Below are 19,753 nucleotides of genomic sequence, written 5' to 3' on the forward strand. Positions count from 1 at the left end.
TGTATTATTTCCCGGGATTTTCTTTATTTAAATCTTTGATTTAGTCGTTTTCCGGATTTAGCTTATTGAGAAATAAAAATGTAATCACTCCTGAAACAGCAGATAATGTAGTGCTTAAAATAAAGCTTCCGATGATATATTGAAGGAGGTTGTTCTTGATCAGTTCAAAGTTGAGATCCTGGCTCAGAATATTGCTGTCACCCTGTACGAATGGAGCCCCCAAAAATAAAGAGGCGGCAATGATAAAAGGGATGAAAGGGGGTAAGCTTACGTTCGATGCAACGAAAGACAGAACTTTATTCAGTTTGAAAAGGACAGACAGGCTGATGACAAGCAGGGTTTGAAATCCCCAGAAAGGTGACAGCCCGATGAAGACGCCCAGTGCTATGGAAAATGCTTTTGTACGGTTGCTCCCGTCACTTTCCAGTACATCCTCTTTTATGAATCTTTTAAAGCTTTTTTTTTTGAAATTATTCACAAAATTTCTGGGAATAATATACAATAAGGTGATCGTTACCAGGATCGTGTTCAGAATACTGATCCTCGTGAAATCTTTGAAAGGTCTGAAATGTGAAACCCGTTCTGCCGGATCATAAAGTACCTTTACCGGGACGTTCTTTACCGGAACATGTCTCCAGGCGGTTCTTACAATGATCTCAATCTCAAACTCAAATTTGGGAGTAAAGTATTTCTTGGGAATTTTATGAAGGGGATAAAGCCTGTAGCCGGATTGAGTATCTTCCAGTTTGATCCCGGTTTCGAACCAGAACCAGAAATTGGAAAACCTGTTCCCGAAACTGCTCTTCTTGGGAATACCATCCTGAGACATATTTCTGTTTCCGATCAGAAGTACATCCTCTTTTTCCTGGAGAAGTGCCTCTACAAACACCGGAATATCGTCCGGATAATGCTGCCCGTCGGAATCAATGGTGATGGCATAGTCATACCCCATTTCCTTTGCCTTTCTGAAGCCCGTTTTCAGCCCGTTTCCTTTTCCGTGGTTCTCAGCCAGTGTAATTACCGTAATCAGTGGATATTGGGCAAGAATTTGTGGTGTGGAATCGGTGGAACCGTCGTTGACCACAATAATACTTCCGGTATAGTCTAGAACACCGTCAATAACCCTCTTCAGGGTTTTCTCATTATTGTAGGTAGGTATGAGAATGCAGACCTTCTTTTCAGAAATTGCATCCTGTACTTCAGGAAGGGACATGGTTTTATTTTAAAGTAGCTCTTTCAGCTTCTGTAATGGTTTTGGATTGCATAGCAAACCTTTTGATATAGTTTTTTAACGCTGTATTCTGCTTGCTGTAATTATTCAGCAAAAATACTTTATCATCTTTCAGACTGCCACGGTAGCCTACGATTTTCGGAATGTTTTCCTGAACGCTTAATCTGATCAGGCGAAGTTCCGCATTATTCGGATTGCTTTTGATGATGCTTTCCAGAGTTGTAGCTCCTGATTTTACCAATGCTTTCCTGTTGTTCTTAGAAACTTTGGCTTCCATAATCTTTGCTGCTGCTTTGTAACCTGAGGTAACTGCATCAGATCCGGATTGCTTTTCTGCTGTTTCAATGAAGCTTTGTGTGCTGGCATTAGAGTCATTAGCTTTGGCATAGCTGTTTCTCAGTGTTTCTAGATCAGACTGAAAGAAAAAAATAAAAGCCGCTACGAAGGATAAAATAAGTTTCATGATGATATTTTTTTATAGCTTACTGACAATTTCAATGCAATAGTCTCGCCAAAAGAAGTGGTATTTTTTACTTTAACATCTTCTCCGTCTTCATTAATATCAAGCTGAAGTACCAGATCAGGTGTCTCGAAAGGATTGATGATCGCCATGAACTTTACATTGGAGGCTGTTTTTAAAAATAATTTTGAGCCTGTAAACTCTTCAGTAAGTTCTTTGATGATCTGCATCATACAAACCCCTGGTGTTACCGGATTTCCGGGAAAGTGACCTTTGAAGATATCATGGTCTTTGTTGAGATGGATATGAGCAGTAAACTTTCCGGCTTCTGCCTTTTCATATGTTGTAAGTGTATAAAAATCTGTAAGAATAGTCTGCATGATCTTATTTTTTAAGATTGAAAGTCAATAGAGAAGATGGCAAAAGGTAAGAAATATATTTTTTCATGTGGAAAATTATTCCGTTTCGGTTATTTGAAATAGTTTTATATTGATCTTAAAGTCCTTGTGCTGCAGGTTTAAGCTGTCTGCGAAGATAGGCTTTTTTGCATCAAAAGTAAAATCGATCTTCTCTTTGCTGTTTTTTGTGTAAATAATCTGTTTCAGCAGGTTGCTGTCTTTGTTGAAGAACAAATAATACCCCTTGTTGTCAATTTTGGAAAGATATATTTTTGAATTTTCATTCTCAAAACTTTCAGTGACCGGATACTGCCTCTTTAAAAGTTGCTGAAAATCATTTTTCAGAAAATTGATGACAATTTTTTTGTCCAGATCAGGAAGAACATAGTTGAGCTTAAAATCATTCTCTGAAATTTCAAAATCAATCAGCTTATTTCCGAAATCGGAGGTTAAAGCAACACGGTGAGTGGTTTCACTGATTTTTTTGATGATCAGAATTCCGCTTACATGATTTTTATAAATATCCATCTGGCATTTATAGACATAGTCTTCAGAAGAAGAAAAATAGAGGTTTTCAACTGCTTTTTCCGTTGTTGAAACAGCTTTTGCCCCCGTAAGCTGATAACTTTTGCATGAAATAGCCAGGACCAGGATCAGGCTACAAAGTAAATTCTGACGCAGGAATTGACGCATTGATTTTAGTGTTTTTGAAAACAATATTAGTAGTGTCTCCTGAAGCTTCAGTCATATTTACCTGAGAAACCGTTGATTGGTTTTTCGGGAAATACAGCTCAATCTGTTTGATATATTTCAACAGCTGCGAAGTCTTCGGGATGAACCTAGCTATGTTATAATTTCCGTTTTTGAAATAGGTTACAGTAAATTCAGAGTCATTGAACATTGTTCCGTTTGAACTTCCTACAATGAGTTTATTGATCTTTTCAAAAGTCTTGCTTTTGGCATCTACAGAAGATTTTTTCCCCTGATCATTGATGTAGATTTTGTTGCTTTTGAAGACAATGCTGTACTGATAAGGTTTGGTGTATTTCCAGCTCAGAAGATTGGGAGTCTGTAATGACATTTTTCCGTAGGTAACAATGCTTTTGTCCAGAAAGTCCATTTTTTTGGTCTGGGTAAAATCACTCTGTAATGTTTTGATCCCTTTGGTATCTGATGAAACCTTAGTGACGAATGTTTTAGCTTCTGCTCCTGACATTGCAGTCTGGGCAAAAAAGAACCCGGAAACCAGTAAAAATGCTCCGAAAGCAATATTTTTAATCATTTTTTCTTTGAATTTGTAATTGAATCAACCGTAAAAGTCGAATACTTTTTATCCTCCAAAAATACTAATAAATCTACCAGCACACGATATGTTTTTTCGGAGGTGTCGTGAAGAAGAATAATGCTTCCTTTTTTCAGTGTTCTGGTAATTCTTTTGTAGATTTTATTTTCATCATCAGTGATGGTATCCAAAGAGCGGACGTTCCATCCGATGCTTATCTTGTCTGTTCTCTTAATCGCTTTTGCAATATTCGGATTGGTCACCCCGAAAGGAGGTCTGTATAGATCTGTTTTGATATTTCCAACGTTTTTCATGATCTTATCACAGCTTTCAATCTCTTTTATCATTTTAGAGGTGGATAAAAAACCTGTTGAATTGGAATGGGATAACGTATGATTTCCAATGGTATGGCCTTCTGCAATAATTCTTTGAAATGTCTCAGGATATTTTTCAATCTGTTTCCCGATACAGAAAAAGGTTGCTTTTATCCGATGTTCTTTAAGCAGGTCTAAAAACTTTGGAGTAAATTCTGTGGGACCATCATCAAACGTTAAGGCCACTTCTTTGATTCCGGTTCGTTTATGGGTAATGCTGTTAACAAAATATCCCAGTTCAATAGCAAATGATCCCCAGACAACTACTGCAGAAAAAGCAAAAAAACAAAACAGATATACCCAAATACTTCCATGAAACGAATAGATAAATACGTTACAGAAAAGATAGAACAGGATGAAGGGATAATGTTTCATTGCTGATTACTTTTTTATTTTGAGGCGGTCAGTATGAGTTTCATGGTCGTAATATGTATTGTATACCATTGCCGCTCGCAGGAGTCTAGATCAATACAATTAATTTAACTTATTTTGTTTCGATTCCTCGTTTCACTTCAGAACTTTGTTCGCATCCCTTTTGTCTGGGCTCTGAATGACAAAAAGACCGTATAGTTAAGCTTTTTCCAATACTACCAAACTGTGATCATCACCTCCCAGATGATTGTAAAGAAGGATATTCTTCACGTTTTCTTTTTTCACGGAATTGATCATCATCACTTCAGGAACCTGCTGTTCTTTAAGGATATTACAGGCGATAAACGTTGAAAAACCACTGGCTGTATTAAATTCTCCACTCAGATGCTTATAGTACAATAAAGATGAATGTGAAAACAGATCCATTGCTTTCTTATAATATACATCGGAATCTCCATCTCCGCTGAAGCCAAGAATTACAGCATCAATATCCTGTGCAGACAGGTTATTTTGCTTTAAAAAATCCTGAATAAAATCCTGGGTATCATTCAGATTCAACTGATTCGTGATCCTAATGTCTGTAAGCTTTGCGTAAGAATTTTCTGTTTTCTCTTTTCCAACAACAAAGAAACTTGCTCCTTCACCCCAAATAACTCCTTTTGTATCAGAATTCAGGTAATTTACAGGAAGATTTTCTTCCTTTTTGATGGTGTTGTTGAGTTGATAAAGCTCCATGGTTCTGTCTGTCTGCTCATCGGTAGACCCTACAAGGATATTTTCAGCTTCCCCGTCATAGATCTGAAGTTTGGCATCCAGAAATGAAAACTCAAGCGATGAAGAGGTATTCACATAGGTGAAATTATAAGCATGACATTGCAGTCCCAGCGCAATCTGCCCTGCCACAGTATTGTGGGTAGACTGAATAAAGAATGTAGGCGTCAGAAATTCCTCATGATTATCGATCACATTTTTCAGAAACTTTTCAGAATCCTGAGAGCAGCCCATTCCTGTTCCTACAATGATAGCGTCCGGTTTTTCAATTCCGGCGTCCTTCAATGCATAGTGGGATGCTACGGAGCTCATCTTTACAGTTTTAGACATCCTTCGGATCATTGCCGGCGGAATGAATTCTTTATAATTAGGCTCAATGGCTTTAATGATCTGCACCGAATTCTCAGGACTGAGATTCTGAAGGATATTTTCGTTTAAAGTGTCCTGTACAGAAATACAGGATGCACTGTTGATGTATACTGCACTCATGATTTTGAGAAAATTAAGGTTGAACAGTTTCCTCCGAATCCAAATGAATTGGAAAGAACATGATTGATATCCTTTTTCTTCAATTCAGTAACAGGGGTGAGATCAAACTCTGCCATTTTCGTTTTGAAATTCAGATTCGGGAAGATCAATCCATGCTGCATGGCTAAAATTGAAAATACAGCTTCAATTCCGGCCGCTGCTGCTAATGTGTGCCCTGTAAATGCTTTTGTAGAGCTGAATTCAGGAACATTGTTTTCTCCGAAAATCCTGATCATGGCAATTCCTTCCGATAAATCATTATTAGGAGTAGCCGTACCATGAACGTTGATATAGTCTATATCTTCTTTTGCCAGCCCGGAGATCTTCAAAGCTTGCTGCATGGCTAGAAAAGCGCCTTGTCCGTTTTCTGAGGATGCTGTCTGATGATGGGCGTCATTGGCATTTCCATAGCCTGCAAGATAAGCCAGAACAGGTTTGTTTTCCTTCTTTACCACTTCTTCAGACTCAAGAACTAGAAAAGCAGCAGCTTCTCCCAGGTTCAATCCTTTTCTGTCGTTATCAAAAGGGGTATTATAAGAGTCTGTAAGGATCATCAGGGTATTGAATCCGTTCAGGGTAAACTTTGAAAGAGAATCTGTTCCCCCAACGATCACACGGTCAAGAACCCCGTTTTTGATGAGTTTGGCTCCCATCATAATTGCATTGGCCGCAGATGAGCAGGCAGTGCTGATGGTAGAAACCATTCCTATCAATCCCAGGTGGGCGGCAATTTCCAAAGAGGAATTACCGGCATCGTGAGCGTCAATATATTTTTGCTTTTCAGGAAAGTTTTCGTAGGAATAGAAATATTTTTCAGTAATATCCATTCCTCCCACGCTGGTAGAAGAGATGAGACCGGTTCTGTATCCGTTGATATCTGAAATTCCGGCACTTTCTACAGCTTCTTTTGCGGCAACCATTCCCAATAAAGAAGTTCTTGTCACATTATTGTCTTCATCAAGCTGAAGTTTTTGTACAAGCTCTTCATTGGTTAATTTTATTTCACCCGTTTTAATGGCTCCTGCATGGCGGGTTTCAAACATCTGAATATCTGAAATTCCGTGCCTTCCGGATTGTAATGAAATAAAATTTTCCTCCACATTGTTTCCGATGGAGGAAATGATGCCCATTCCTGTTATGGCAATTTTTTGACTCATTAATTAGTTTTTCTTGACTTATTTAAACGCAAGATCCGTAAACCTTGCGCTTAAATAATAATTATTTTGTTCTGTTGTCTTCGATGAATTTAGCCATAGTGTCGATAGACTGGAAAATTTCCTTTCCTTTTTTAGGATCGGCTAATTTTATTCCGTAGTCTTTGTCAAGAAGAACGATAAGCTCCAATGCATCGATAGAATCCAGTCCTAATCCGCCACCAAATAACGGATCAGTATCTTTGATCTCTTCTACAGAAACGTCTTCAAGATTAAGTACTTCAATAATTTTGTGTTTCAATTCTGTTTTTAAGTTTTCCATAAAAAGTTTTAATTTAACAATGTATCAATCTGACAGTTTACCAATGCATTAATGACTTCTCACCGTTACATTTTCAGATTATCAGATTGTTATATTTTTATAAGGTTAGCAAATATACAAAAGCTTTATAATTTTCCTGATATAATTCAACCCAGCCGCACAATACTTTATCTGCTTTTCCGGATTGAAGAAGCTGTTCTGAATAATCGTTTAAAAATTTTTCATCAAATTCGTCCAGAACGAAAAAAGCATTTTCTGTCTGCATTTTGTGTCTGATGCTGATTTCACCTACACAGATATTGGGTAAGGTATAGACAAAGACGGCCGGACTCGGAAAATAGTTTTTCTGATCATTGATGCTTTCCTGGTATTTGAAATCAGTATCCAGGCTTGATGATCTGTTGGCAAAAACCAGTGCTGTTCTGCTGTGGTCTTCATCCTTCAAAAGAGTGTCTGCAGCAAGAAAGGCCAGTTTACTCAAAGCATCCATCTTGTGGAATTTTGGGTAGCTGATCTCTAAACTTTTATAGGCTTCTTTCGCAAACTCCTGAAAGGTTTCACTTTGACTTTCAAAAACAAGATCACCGTTGACGGTTATTTTTGAATGTTCTATGGTGCAGCTGTTTGTTTTCTTCATTAATGGTACTTCCATTATTTCTTCAACAGGTTTTCTATTAACTTATTCTGAGCTTCAATAAGTTTTGACATCTGCTCCTGGTTTTTCAGGATACTTTCAATAATTTCAGGAGATTGCATATTGATTGTGGAGTCCTTAGGATATACAATATTTGATGTCTCAAATGTGTTATTAGAAATTATTACAGTTGAATCATTATTAAATAAATCCTGTATTTCAATTTCAAAAACTTCGGCAATTTTTCCCAGTTTATCTATATTGGGTCTAGTCTGATCTGTTTCCCATTTGTTATATGCGGGTTGTGAAATATCTAATCGGTAAGCAGCATCGGCTTGCGACCAGTTTTTATTTTGTCTTAGCTGCTTCAGTTTGGTTCCTAAGCTCATGGAGGTATTTTTTACAAATATAAAATAATTTGAAATGATAACTATTGGTTATTGAGTTTATAACTTTTAGTTGTTGTACGGAACTAAAATTTTGAATATTATTGCATTAGTTATCACGAAATAGTGATAATATTGTATTCACAACCAAAAAACAAAAAACCAATGAGAAAAAAAATGATTCTCAGACTGTCCGTTCTGGCAGTCTTTCTCACTCTGTTGTGGTCATGCCGGAGTGAAGATTTTACAAAAACCGAGACGAATCCTCAGAGAAACAATTCTGATTTCTTTAAACATCAATCTTCTTTGTATGCTAAAAATGGTACTGATTATATTTGGATTCTTGAAGAATATAACAAAGAAACAGATTTTCTTTCTCAAATGCCGGATCAGAAAGGAATGCCTGTTTGGGATAAGATGTATGCTGTAGAAACTGAAAATGCAACGGGTCTTATGATCCCGCTTTCGTATGATAATGAAACCATGAGTTCTGTGCTTTTTGCTACTTTAGACGGAAAAAATACAGTGACGGGAGTAAGAAATTATGATAATACTATTCTTCAGGATATTGTCTATGATCAAAAGATCAGTGTGGAAAACCGTGAAAAACTTTTCTTTACTTTTATGTTTATGGATAATCGTACTTTTGGAAACGAAGAGTTTATAGGTGTACCCAAAGATCTGTTTACGGAAGAAAAGTATGATGATCAGTACGGTAGGATAAAAGTCAGTGATTTTACACCTATATCAGAAGTGACTGTTCACCAGGAAGGAAAACTGTTTATAGGACTGACTTGTTTTACCACCTATCATTGTACCCATCATGGAGGCGGAGCGTGTGATGGATGTTCTGAATGCCAGACAACAACATGTACTCCCGTTATTCTTGGTACGGCAGATGATCCTTTTCCACCAAACGGTGGTGGCGGAGGCGGATCCGGTGGTGGAGGTACTCCACCTATTGGTCCCAATGTTCCTGATAATCCCTGCGGTGGTACTATGAGCGCTGCTTTCTATAGACCAGGTCCAGGTTGTGGAGGAGGCGTAATTCCAAGCAATAATGATCCTTGTCAGAAAACAAAAAAACTGATAAATAATGCTAAAACCAAGCCTATAATAGATGCATTAAAAGCAAAATCTGCTCTAGGTGGTGAGGACGGTTACAAAATCAAAGCAGACGGAACTCCTACAGGTGCGATACATGGGGCATCACATAGTGTAGATTTTGGGGATAAGACTGGGTATGCCGGAGGGTATCATAATCACACCCCAACAGGAATACCTGTTTTTTCACCGAATGATATGGATCAGCTTTTACAATTTGCGTTAGCACAGGGAAATTATGGAAACCCCAAAAATGCTTTTATTGGAATGGTAGCTCCTAATGGTATGCATTATATTATTTGGTTTAATGGAAATTATAATGATGCATTAGTAACTTTTTCACAGGATCAGCTTGATGATTACACTGATAGATACCAGACCAGATATGGAATGTACAAACCCTCTTCTGGAGATATGGACAATGAAGCGATCGAAAAATTTTTTTTCAAAGCCCTTAAAGATATGGGATTAGATAAAAAAGTCAATTTACAAAGAATAGAAAATGATGGAATTGTAAAAACAATAATTAAAAATACTGATGGAAGTATAACTGCTTCACCTTGTCCCTAATTTTTTAAAATAAAAAAATATGAGAAATATAACATGCTTAATTCTATTAATTATCACAATTTCGTGTAAAGCACAACAAATTTATCCACTTAACACTGATTTTGAAGAAATACCACAAGGCTCTTATATTAAAGATTTAAATAATGAATTAAACCCTTATGTAGGAGTATATAAAGCTGATTTTCAAGGAAATGAAATTCAATTGTTTATAATTAAAGAAACAATGAAATATATTAAATCATTGAATGTTTATCAAGATGTGTTATCCGTAAGATATATTGTTAAAAATTCTTTAGGTAACATTCTTCAGGATACGCAAAGTATGACTTTTCAGCCTAATCAGCTTCTACATTCAATTTATAGTCGCGGCACTTATCCAAGTAAAAACGTTGTATGGTTTAATTATGGCGGAACAAACTGTAAAGTAGGCTGGGGAAGTATTGAATTAAAAAAAATTAGTCCTACGCAAATCTCATGGGAATATCGTCCCAATGATATAATTCTTGACAGTAGTAAATGTCCTCAAGGAACGGACATAAAAATTTATTTACCAGAAACAAAGGATCTAATATTTACAAAACAATAGTGAAATATAAGGATAAGAGACTGTCTTCTAAAGGCAGTCTCTATTGTTATATAATATTTATTTTTTCCAATACAATTGCCGCATTACATCCCCCAAAACCTGAAGCCGTTTTCAATATATATCTGATTGTGGCAGGTTGATTTTCTTTAATGATATTCAAAGGTTGTGATACTCCGGTTTCCTCAAAGTTCTTTGAGGGAATTAAGGTTCCATGAAGAGCACTTTCCATGGAGATAATGCTTTCCAGAAGGCCGGAAGCGCCAAGGCAATGTCCGTAATAACCTTTCATACTGTTCAGGGGAGCATGCTGCAGTTCCATTCTGTTGAAAGCAATGGCTTCCATTTCGTCATTATATAGAGTGGCCGTTCCGTGGGCTGAGATAAAATCAATCTGTTCCGGAGAAACCTGAGCCTCGGTCATAGCATTTCTGATACTTCCGTACAAGCCGTCTCCCGTTCTTGAAGGACCCGAGATATGATTAGCATCATTGATTGCAGAATCTCCCAGTACCTTGAACCTGAATTTTTCGTTTTGTGAGATTGCTTCGTCACTTTGTTCCTCGCAATGACATGAGGTGATATAAACAGCTGCGGCAGCTTCCCCGATATTAATTCCATCTCTGTTTTTATCGTAAGGTTTACAAGGCCCTGAGCCTATAGCCTGGAATGAATTGAATCCTGAAATGACAAATTCAGAAAGCTCATCGCAAGCAATCACAAAAGCGTCTTTATATTTTCCTGCCTGGATCATATTCTTGGCAACAGCAATTGCCATTACCCCTGAAACACAGGCGTTGGAAACCACAATAGGTTTTGTTTTAAATCCGAAAAAATCAGCTGTTTTCTGTGCTAAGGCTGAAAGATAAACCCCTTGAGGTAATTCAGTCTGGTTTTTTAACAAGCTGATGTTTCCTTTGGTTGTAGAAAGGATTAAAGCCGTGTCTTCGCCTATAGTATGTTTTTCAATCATAGGTTTTAAGCTTAAAAAAAGCATCTTTTCAAGCCTTGTAATGTTTGAAAAAGTGTGAGACCCAAACACGATGTTGAATTCCTGATCAAGTTTTTCAGTGCTGATCACAGAGGCATAAAAAGGATCCTGATTATCTATGATCTGATGTAAAGCAACTCCTGAATTTCCTGCCAAAAGGGCCTTCCAGTTAGTTTCTACATTGAATCCCAGGGGGGTTACACAATTGTAGTCTGTGATATAGATTTCCTTTTTCATGATAATCCCATTTTATCTTTCCAGGTTTGAAAAAATTCCGGATTGTACAGGCATAAACTTCCGTTGCTGTCCAGGAATACCTGAATGGTTTTCCCGCTGCATACCAATTGATCTTCTTGGTTGAAAAGCTCATATTTATAGATAAGCTTAGCTGAAACGGAATTCACGAAAGTGGTAACGATCCTGAAGGTTTCACCGTACTTTAAAGGAAGAAAATGCTCACAGGTACTCTTTACAATGGGTGTTACGTATCCTGCATTCTGAATATCAAGATAAGTAAGGCCATGCTGACGCCCGAAAGCTTCTCTGCCGTCTTCAAAATAAACGATATAATGACCATGCCATACAATTCCCAAGGGATCTGTTTCGTTGAAACGTACTCTTACTTCCTCGGTACAGGTTAATAATATATTTTCGTTAGACTGCATTTTGTTTCTTTTCGTAAAAAATAGAAATGGTTACGGTAGCTATATAAAACAAAAACAGGAAAACCAGTTCCTTAGCAATACCTCCAATTCCGCTGTTTCTTAAAATAATATCGTAATAGGCATTCAGTCCCCAATTCATGGGAGAGAACTTCGCAACGGTCTGCATGAATTCAGGCATAAGGAATACCGGAACCCAAATTCCCCCGATAGCAGCTAAAACCACTACTGATGTAGCTCCGAATGGTGCCGACTGTTCCTGTGTATCTGCAATAGTCCCCAGCAATACCCCAAATCCGATGGCTGCAAGGCCGGCAAACAAAGTTACCGTAATAAGCTGAACCATTTTACCGGATACATCAAATGCCGGAAGATCCATATAAGGGAAAAGATAAACCCCTACGGCTACCATCAGTAAAAACTGAATGATACAGATGATAAGATAGGTAAACGTTTTTCCTAGAATGTGTACAAAATAAGGGGTAGGGCTGATTCTTGCCCTTACACTGGTACCCTGACTTTTTTCTTTAACAAGATTAATGGATAATGGCACCACGATGAAGAAAATGGCAAAAAGCGTCCATGCCGGGACGTTATGCTGAACAGAATTCGGCATAACATCCATTTCTCCTTTCTTTGGAGTGATCTCTTTAAAGCTGATCAGGTTTTTATTCTCATCAAGATTTTCTGTTGTTCCCAGCTGATCCTGAAATGCCTTATAAATCTTTTTATTTTCGATCTCAAAAACCATTTTGTTTACCGAGTTCATCACCGAATTTTTGAATCCTGCATTGGTAGCCGGATCAAAGTATAAATGAATTTCCCTGGCTTTTGGCGGTTGTACTTTTGTTTTGGCAGAATCTCCTTCCAATCCGAATGAACTGACAATCGTCTGAACTTTGGAATCGATATTGGAATTTAAATCCCTGGTTAAATTTTCAGGGATGACAATGGCCATCTGATAATCTCCGGAGAATACGGCCTCCTGTGCTGATTTCTCATTGTAATTGGTCAACAGCTGGAAGGTCTTACTATTTTCCAGTTCTCCTTTTATATTTTTTGAAACCTCAGATTTATCATTATCAATAAAAATGATCGGGATTTTTGAGCCTTCAAGATTTTTAAAGGTAGAATCCTGAATCAGGGTAATGGTAACGATCAGGAGCAGCGGCATGACGAAGATGATCACAATTCCGCCGATATCTCTCTTCAGAAGAAGAATTTCTTTAATAAAACTTCTCCACAGTTTATACAACAACATCTCTTAATTCTTTTCCGGTTAATGAAATGAAAACATCTTCAAGGTTTTCTGCATTGGCAATCTGTGAAACAAGCTCTTCGGGAGTTCCTACAGCATGAATTTTTCCATGATCAATAATGGCAATTTTTGTACAGAACTCTTCTGCTTCCGAAAGGTGATGGGACGTGTAAATGATGCAGGTCCCTTTTTTATTTAGATCCAACAGATAGTCAATAATTGCTTTTTTAGACTGTACGTCAACTCCAACGGTTGGCTCATCCAGAAACAGTACCTTAGGATTGTGAAGGGTTCCGGCAATAAGGTTGCAACGGCGCTTCATTCCCCCTGAAAACTGGCCTACCTGCTTGTCGGCAAATTTTGACAGTCCCATAATCTCCAGAGATTCATCAATCGCTTTTTTAAGCCGGTTATGTTTCAAACCATACAGACTTCCGAAAAACATTAGGTTCTCCTTTGCAGTAAGCGTAGGATAAAGAGCGTATTCCTGTGGAACGATACCGATGATCTGTCTTATTTTAAAACCATTCTTCTGCGGAGATAAACCATTGATGGTAAATTGCCCTGAAGTTGGCTTTATTAGTCCCGAAAGCATAGAGATCAAAGTAGTTTTCCCGGCTCCGTTAGGACCAAGAATCCCATAGATCTCATTTTTTTCGATATTCAAAGAGATATCGTTTACTGAAAAGTCTTCAGCATTTTTGTATTTTTTATATAGATTTTTGATCTCAATCATATTCTCCGCCATATCAGATCGCTTTTCTCAGTTTTTTATAGAAAGCTTCTTCCAGATCTGCAATGTGCAGCATCGTTTTTGAAAGTTCGTTATAGATATTGCTTTTTGAGTTCCTGTTTTTATACACTCTGGCAATATCTACAGCAAAATCTCTCCAAAGATCACCAATAGAGGTAATTTCTTTTGACAATTCTTTTAATTCATCATTTTTAAGAATCACAGATGCTTCCTGAAGAAAGGCACCATAAATAAATCTGAAACCGCCACCGCCTGTGCCGATTTCCTCCTGCATTCTGATCAGCTGTCCCAGATAGTGATTGGTTACTTTTGTTCCTTTTTTTTCAGCCCATTTCGGAATGCTCTTCGCTACCCATCTCATTGCTTTCACACCGATAAGCGGTACCGGAGCCAGCATATTTTTGCAGGTATCTTTAATTCCTTTTTTAATGGCTTCTTCCAGGTGAATATTTTCAGGGATATAGACAGGATAGTACATATGTCCTTTTGGAGGAAGGGCACCTTTGGCATATCTCACTTTTTCCAGTTCAGCCTCAGTAAGGGAAGTGGTATAATCCATTACCGGATCACTGATCAGGAATTTTCCGTCTTCTTTTCCGTATACTACAAGGTTGTGGGCGTTGAAGTGGAATTTATATTCTTCCGGAAAGTAGGTAAGGTTGAAAACCCCTACCTGAAGACCTGTAGGGATATTTTGTTCTAAATTTCTTTCAAGCGCTTTCTGAGCATCCTGAGGATTGGAGAATTTTTCTCTTTTAATTTTAATTCCTAATCTTTTGGCTGCCTTACTGAAGATAGCCCCCGGCATAGGTCTATAGCTAAAGCCCGGAGCGAAATTCACCTTCAAAAAAGGCAGGTAGACGAAAAACAGTCCGGAACCGATCCCAAAGATCATAGGTTCACTTAGTTTCAGTCCTTTATTAAGCAGTAGATTGGAAGCAACACCGTTTTCGCAATGCGCAGTCTGATGGTGTTCAAAGTTTAATTTCATTTGCAGCTTTATCTTTTTCACTGGTCAAATGAGTTCAGCATAGCAGATATGCCTTCTTCATTTATTTTCCGTCGAAGTTTTTCAATTCATCCACTGAAATACCGAATGCATCGGCATATTTTTTCAGTGCAGTTTCGCTTAGTGTTTTAAATACTTTGGGCTTAAAGTGTCTCTTTACCCTCCATTGCCACATTCCTACATAAGAGGCCAGAACTCCCAGGTCCATTTTATTCAGTTCCATAAAATAAACGATAGGGCTTACCTTGTGTTGGGCAACGTTTTGTTTCGCTTCCTCAATTCTTTCATGAATGAGCTCCATAGATTCATCCAAGGCTGCTTTCTTAGCATCCCAGCCTGTACTGTTAGCTGTTGTATAATTGTCGTTCTCATCCGTTACATACAAAACTTCAGTCATGTTGGCGGATTTCAGATTGCTTTCGTCCTGAGGAAGGTCTTGTTTTTTCATCTAAATAATGTTTAATTTTTTTAGATTCCAGATGAAAAATAGTTCACCTGTTTTGATTCTTTTAATCAGGTGGCTAAAATAGTGAAAATACATTATATGTAAATCATAGGGTATATGAAGTATCTATTGTCGTGAGAAAGAGGCTGTATCAAAGATGTATTCAGAATTTTCGGTTCAGATAAAGTATCTTTTTTTATCATTTTGAAAGGCCGGAAAAGTGATTGTAGGAAGAAAGTCTGTTTCAATATATTCTTTTAAGGTGAATATTATTTATTGAATTTCATTTTTCCTGTTTAACTAATTTGAATGGGAAACATCATAAGGAATGCTTTCTAAGTTTACTGTTGATACTTGTTATATGGTATGCTGTAACAAGTGTAGGGTATAATAAGACTAATGGTGCAGGAAATTTGATACAATAACTAACAAATAACAACTATGAAGAAGTTTTTTATTTCTGTTTCGCTTTTCTGTATGCTAAGCGCAATGGCACAGAAATTCGAGACCCAAAAGCTGACCGATGCTCAGGGCTATACTTATGAAACGGTAAAGAATGATCAGGCCGGTGTAAGAGTGTACACGCTGAAGAACGGACTGAAGGTTTATCTTGCAAAGAATGAAGATGCCCCGAGAATTCAGACCTATATTCCTGTAAGAACAGGATCAAATAATGACCCAAGTGACAATACGGGGTTAGCTCACTACCTGGAACATATGGTATTCAAAGGAACTTCTCATCTGGGAACTCAGGATTGGGCAAAAGAAAAAGCTCTGTTGCAGCAGATATCTGATCTTTACGAGCAGCATAAAGCAGAAAAAGATCCAGGAAAAAAGAAAGAACTTTACAAAAAGATCGATGAGGTTTCTCAGGAAGCTTCCAAATATGCAATTGCAAATGAATATGATAAAGCGATTTCTTCATTGGGAGCTACCGGAACAAATGCCCACACATGGCTGGATGAAACGGTATATAAAAATAATATTCCTTCCAATGAGCTTGAAAAATGGCTTAGAGTAGAAAAAGAACGTTTTTCAGAATTGGTACTGCGTCTTTTCCATACGGAACTGGAAGCGGTGTATGAAGAATACAACAGAGCTCAGGATAATGACGGACGTCTTGTCAACTATGCTTTGATGGAAGCCCTTTTCCCAAAACATCCTAATGGACAGCAAACCACAATCGGTACTTCCGAACACCTGAAGAGCCCTTCAATGGTAGCGATCCACAAATATTTTGATACTTATTATGTGCCTAATAACATGGCAGTAGTATTGGTGGGTGATCTGGATTATGATAAAACTATAAAATTAGTTGACCAGTATTTCGGAGGGTTTAAATATAAAGAACTTCCAATGAAAAAAATGGTTACGGAAGATCCGATGACAGGCATTGTTTCCAGAACGGTAAAGAGCCCGTCTACTCCGAGAATGACCATTGCGTGGAGAACGGATTCTTATGGAACTCAGGAAGCAAGACTGGCAGATGTAGTGGCTGAAATTCTTAGTAACAGAGGTGATGCGGGATTAATTGACCTTAATATTAATCAGAAGCAAAAAACTCTGGGTGCAGGAGCTTATGAGTCGCCATTCAAAATGTATGGTTCGTTTTCTTTGGTAGTAACTCCTAAAGAAGGGCAGAGCTTTGATGAGGCAAAAAAGTTACTGATGGATCAGATAGATCTTGTGAAAAAAGGACAATTCCCGGATTGGATGCTGAAAGCGATCGTTAATGATAAAAAGGTTCAGCGCATGAAAGGATATGAAACTGCTGACGGGTTGGCCACTGAGCTTTATGATTCTTATATCAAGGGAAGAACATGGGAACAGGAACTTGATGAGATCAACCAGTACGAAAAAATCACGAAAGCTGATGTTGTAAAGTTTGCCAATAACTTCTTTAAAGATAATTATGTAGTTGTTTATAAAGAAAAAGGAGTGAATGACAAGCTGGTGCGTGTGGAAAACCCGGGAATCACTCCGATCAAACTGAACAGAGAAGCTCAGTCTCCTTTCCTTAAAGATATTTTAAATACCAAGGTAGCAGAAAGTAAACCTGAGTTTATTGATTATAAAAAGGCTATTCAGACTTCCCAGATCAAAGACAAGACCGTAAGTTTTGTGAAAAATAAATACAACGAAATTGCTCAGGTAAGTTATATTTTCCCTTTCGGAACGGATAACGATAAAGAACTTTCTATTGCAGGAACTGTTTTTGAATATCTTGGAACAGATAAGTATACTCCGGAGCAATTGAAAGAAGAGTTTTATAAGTTGGGAATTACGTATAATGTAAGAACTTCCAATGATCAGATGGTAATCACATTAATCGGCCTTGAAAGCAATATGAAGAAAGGTGTAGAGCTTATGAACCACTGGATGACCAATGTAAAAGCTGATAAAGCAATTTACGCACAGACCGTGAAGACCATCCTGGAGTCAAGAGCTGCAATGAAGAAAGATAAAGTGAGAATCATGGCTGCACTTTCGAATTATGCCAAATACGGTAAAGATTCCAGAATGACGGATATTGTTTCCAAAGAACGTCTTGAAAGCATCGATGTGAACGACCTGATTAAAAAGATGAAAACCCTGAACCAGTACCCTTATCAGGTATTCCTTTACGGACAGGATCAGTCAGGATTGGAGAAAGCAGTAAAACCTTATATTGCCAATACAAGCCTTCAGCCTGCAAAAGCTAAGGAATATGCAGAACCGGCTACAACAGGTAAGGTATATTTTACCAACTATGATATGGTACAGACAGAAATGGCTAAAGTAGCCAAAGGAAGTACTGTAAATCTTGGTAATTTTGGAAAAGCCAATGTATTCAACGAGTACTTCGGAAGAGGATTATCTTCCATTGTTTTCCAGGAGATCAGAGAAAGTAAATCATTAGCTTATACGGCCTATGTTTCTTATGCCAATGCTTCAGAAAAAGGACATGCGAATTATATCACCAACTACATCGGAACGCAGGCAAACAAACTTCCTTTGGCAGTTAATGCAATGAATGAGCTTATGGTATCATTACCCCAGATCCCTGCACAGTTTGAAAATGCAAAAGGGTCCGCATTGAAGCAGATCGCTTCCAACAGAATCAACAGAACGAATATTTTCTTCAGTCAGTTGGGATTGAAAAAGCTTGGAGTAGATTATGATATCAGAAAAGATATCTATGCTGAAATCCAGGGGCTGACATTACCACAGCTAATAGGATTCTACAATACAAAAGTGAAACCTGTACAATACAATACGGCAATCATCGGTAAGAAAGAAAACCTGAAAATGGAATCCATCAATAAAATGGGAGAATTCCAGGAAGTATCTCTTGAAGAGATTTTCGGATACTAATTTTTTAGGTCATAAATTGATAAAAGTGGAGCTGCAATGTTCCACTTTTTTTGTTTAAACCCATTTTTCTTTAGAGACAGTTGTTCCACGGAATCGGGAAATGTTTCACGTGAAATAAATCATTCATTAATGAACTTGGTGTGTTTTTATAGTGTTGGTTTTCAGTTGTTTGTGAAGTTTTAATTATGAGAGATAATGGAGGATATCCGGTTTTATAAAAGAAGTTTAATAGTTTATTCAGTAGGAGCAGACTTTAGCATAACAAACCTGTAAAATCACTATTTCGGGTAATTTTCCTGTATGAGTTGACAGTGTAAATTTGTAAATAAACTAAAACGCTATGAAATCTACAGCGTTTAAAAATATCAACTGAAAAAATAATCATTAAAAACTAAAACCATGTATTACAAAGTAAAAAAGGGCGATACGCTCGGAAAAATTGCCAAGGCACATAAAGTACCTGTAGAGTTGATTTTGGCATATAACCACACCATCATTAATCCCAATATGATTTTTGAAGGCCAGTTAATTAATATTCCGAATATTGAGGATATTCCGGTGAAGAAATTTCAGTTTTCAAATCAGCTGACCTCTCAGGATATTGTAAATAAAGCAAGGTCTGTAATAGGGAAAAGAATTATCTATAAACTGGGAGCAGGAGGAATGGATGAAAAATACGCCCTTCCTACAAGAGACGGAGAGTGTGACTGCAGCGGCTTTGTTTGTTGGGTCCTTGGATTATCCAGAAAAACGAAAATTCCTTTTTATCAGCCGGGCGGGTGGATCTATACAGATTCTATGGTGGAAGATATCAATCGCAATGCCGGAATTTTTGACAGACTTATAATTCCCGAAGTGGGATGTATTGTGGTGTATGGTGCCGGCAAAAAAATCGGGCATGTAGGAATTGTTTCAGAAGTTGAAAATGGAAAAATGAAAAAGGTGATTCACTGCAGCTCCGGGAACTATGCTTCATTCAGAGATGCCATTCAGGAAACATCACCGAAAGTTTTCGAACGGGCAGATGCACTGTGGGGCAGATTTGTAGGATAGGAAATGAGGATACCTGTAAAAATAAAAGGCTGTCTCCTGCATTTGATATTTTCAAATA

General features: G+C 37.6%; 21 protein-coding genes. 4 read left to right on the forward strand and 17 right to left on the reverse strand.

Annotation, left to right across the window (positions count from 1 at the left end):
• Positions 1-40: 40 nt before the first annotated feature.
• The 11 genes from ACTJJF_RS18400 to ACTJJF_RS18450 all read right to left on the reverse strand — a co-directional run bounded on the left by ACTJJF_RS18400 (position 41) and on the right by ACTJJF_RS18450 (position 7,915).
• Positions 41-1,213: a DUF2062 domain-containing protein gene (locus tag ACTJJF_RS18400; protein ID WP_440700590.1), complete on the reverse strand. Its 1,173-nt coding sequence runs from the start codon at positions 1,211-1,213 to the stop codon at positions 41-43.
• Between the two features lie 4 nt (positions 1,214-1,217).
• Positions 1,218-1,694 (reverse strand): hypothetical protein, encoded by a 477-nt coding sequence (locus tag ACTJJF_RS18405; protein WP_312298753.1) that lies wholly within the window; start codon positions 1,692-1,694, stop codon positions 1,218-1,220.
• On the reverse strand, positions 1,691-2,071 hold the full coding sequence (locus tag ACTJJF_RS18410) for a 3-hydroxyacyl-ACP dehydratase (protein ID WP_312298752.1): 381 nt from the start codon (positions 2,069-2,071) through the stop codon (positions 1,691-1,693). The genes ACTJJF_RS18405 and ACTJJF_RS18410 overlap by 4 nt, the downstream gene beginning before the upstream one ends.
• 75 nt (positions 2,072-2,146) lie before the next feature.
• Positions 2,147-2,782 (reverse strand): hypothetical protein, encoded by a 636-nt coding sequence (locus ACTJJF_RS18415; protein WP_440700591.1) that lies wholly within the window; start codon positions 2,780-2,782, stop codon positions 2,147-2,149.
• On the reverse strand, positions 2,748-3,371 hold the full coding sequence (locus ACTJJF_RS18420; RefSeq protein WP_440700592.1) for a LolA family protein: 624 nt from the start codon (positions 3,369-3,371) through the stop codon (positions 2,748-2,750). Before ACTJJF_RS18420 ends, ACTJJF_RS18415 begins: the two co-directional genes overlap by 35 nt.
• Positions 3,368-4,120, reverse strand: a complete 753-nt coding sequence (locus tag ACTJJF_RS18425) for a polysaccharide deacetylase family protein (protein ID WP_440700593.1) — start codon at positions 4,118-4,120, stop codon at positions 3,368-3,370. Before ACTJJF_RS18425 ends, ACTJJF_RS18420 begins: the two co-directional genes overlap by 4 nt.
• Positions 4,121-4,315: 195 nt before the next feature.
• Positions 4,316-5,377 (reverse strand): beta-ketoacyl synthase N-terminal-like domain-containing protein, encoded by a 1,062-nt coding sequence (locus ACTJJF_RS18430; RefSeq protein ID WP_440700594.1) that lies wholly within the window; start codon positions 5,375-5,377, stop codon positions 4,316-4,318.
• Positions 5,374-6,573: a beta-ketoacyl-[acyl-carrier-protein] synthase family protein gene (locus ACTJJF_RS18435; protein WP_440700595.1), complete on the reverse strand. Its 1,200-nt coding sequence runs from the start codon at positions 6,571-6,573 to the stop codon at positions 5,374-5,376. The genes ACTJJF_RS18430 and ACTJJF_RS18435 overlap by 4 nt, the downstream gene beginning before the upstream one ends.
• A 61-nt stretch (positions 6,574-6,634) precedes the next feature.
• Complete coding sequence (locus ACTJJF_RS18440; protein ID WP_034692439.1) at positions 6,635-6,892, reverse strand: phosphopantetheine-binding protein; 258 nt, start codon at positions 6,890-6,892, stop codon at positions 6,635-6,637.
• Positions 6,893-6,989: 97 nt separating this feature from the next.
• On the reverse strand, positions 6,990-7,544 hold the full coding sequence (locus tag ACTJJF_RS18445) for a 3-oxoacyl-ACP synthase (RefSeq protein WP_440700596.1): 555 nt from the start codon (positions 7,542-7,544) through the stop codon (positions 6,990-6,992).
• Entirely contained in the window at positions 7,544-7,915 is a 372-nt protein-coding gene (locus tag ACTJJF_RS18450; RefSeq protein ID WP_440700597.1) for a helix-turn-helix domain-containing protein, read from the reverse strand. Before ACTJJF_RS18450 ends, ACTJJF_RS18445 begins: the two co-directional genes overlap by 1 nt.
• Before the next feature lie 162 nt (positions 7,916-8,077).
• On the opposite strand from ACTJJF_RS18450, the gene ACTJJF_RS18455 reads away from it, so the two are divergent.
• Together ACTJJF_RS18455 and ACTJJF_RS18460 are read left to right on the forward strand one after the other, a co-directional pair.
• Entirely contained in the window at positions 8,078-9,586 is a 1,509-nt protein-coding gene (locus tag ACTJJF_RS18455; protein ID WP_440700598.1) for a hypothetical protein, read from the forward strand.
• 19 nt (positions 9,587-9,605) lie between these two features.
• Positions 9,606-10,172, forward strand: coding sequence for a DUF6705 family protein (locus ACTJJF_RS18460; RefSeq protein WP_440700599.1), 567 nt, complete (start codon positions 9,606-9,608; stop codon positions 10,170-10,172).
• 46 nt (positions 10,173-10,218) lie between these two features.
• On the opposite strand, the gene ACTJJF_RS18465 is transcribed toward ACTJJF_RS18460, so the two are convergent.
• From ACTJJF_RS18465 to ACTJJF_RS18490, 6 genes are all read right to left on the reverse strand, one after another.
• Positions 10,219-11,397: a beta-ketoacyl synthase N-terminal-like domain-containing protein gene (locus tag ACTJJF_RS18465; RefSeq protein ID WP_440700600.1), complete on the reverse strand. Its 1,179-nt coding sequence runs from the start codon at positions 11,395-11,397 to the stop codon at positions 10,219-10,221.
• The gene (locus tag ACTJJF_RS18470) at positions 11,394-11,825 is read right to left on the reverse strand and encodes an acyl-CoA thioesterase (protein WP_440700601.1); all 432 of its coding nucleotides are present in this window, start codon (positions 11,823-11,825) and stop codon (positions 11,394-11,396) included. The genes ACTJJF_RS18465 and ACTJJF_RS18470 overlap by 4 nt, the downstream gene beginning before the upstream one ends.
• Positions 11,815-13,083, reverse strand: a complete 1,269-nt coding sequence (locus ACTJJF_RS18475; protein ID WP_440700602.1) for an ABC transporter permease — start codon at positions 13,081-13,083, stop codon at positions 11,815-11,817. Before ACTJJF_RS18475 ends, ACTJJF_RS18470 begins: the two co-directional genes overlap by 11 nt.
• Complete coding sequence (locus ACTJJF_RS18480) at positions 13,070-13,828, reverse strand: ABC transporter ATP-binding protein (protein WP_312298738.1); 759 nt, start codon at positions 13,826-13,828, stop codon at positions 13,070-13,072. The genes ACTJJF_RS18475 and ACTJJF_RS18480 overlap by 14 nt, the downstream gene beginning before the upstream one ends.
• Position 13,829: 1 nt before the next feature.
• The gene (locus tag ACTJJF_RS18485; protein ID WP_440700603.1) at positions 13,830-14,825 is read right to left on the reverse strand and encodes a BtrH N-terminal domain-containing protein; all 996 of its coding nucleotides are present in this window, start codon (positions 14,823-14,825) and stop codon (positions 13,830-13,832) included.
• Positions 14,826-14,886: 61 nt separating this feature from the next.
• Positions 14,887-15,291 carry a hypothetical protein gene (locus ACTJJF_RS18490; protein WP_440700604.1) on the reverse strand — a complete coding sequence of 135 codons (405 nt, stop codon included), beginning with the start codon at positions 15,289-15,291 and terminating at the stop codon, positions 14,887-14,889.
• A 438-nt stretch (positions 15,292-15,729) separates the two neighbouring features.
• Between ACTJJF_RS18490 and ACTJJF_RS18495 the strand changes: the two genes are divergently transcribed.
• A complete protein-coding gene (locus tag ACTJJF_RS18495) occupies positions 15,730-18,642 on the forward strand; it encodes a M16 family metallopeptidase (protein WP_440700605.1) in 2,913 nt (970 codons plus the stop codon).
• A 399-nt stretch (positions 18,643-19,041) separates the two neighbouring features.
• Entirely contained in the window at positions 19,042-19,695 is a 654-nt protein-coding gene (locus ACTJJF_RS18500) for a LysM peptidoglycan-binding domain-containing protein (protein ID WP_440700606.1), read from the forward strand.
• Positions 19,696-19,753: the final 58 nt, after the last annotated feature.

The organism is Chryseobacterium sp. 22458 (assembly GCF_052044975.1).
In the GTDB taxonomy this organism is placed as follows: Bacteria; Bacteroidota; Bacteroidia; order Flavobacteriales; family Weeksellaceae; genus Chryseobacterium.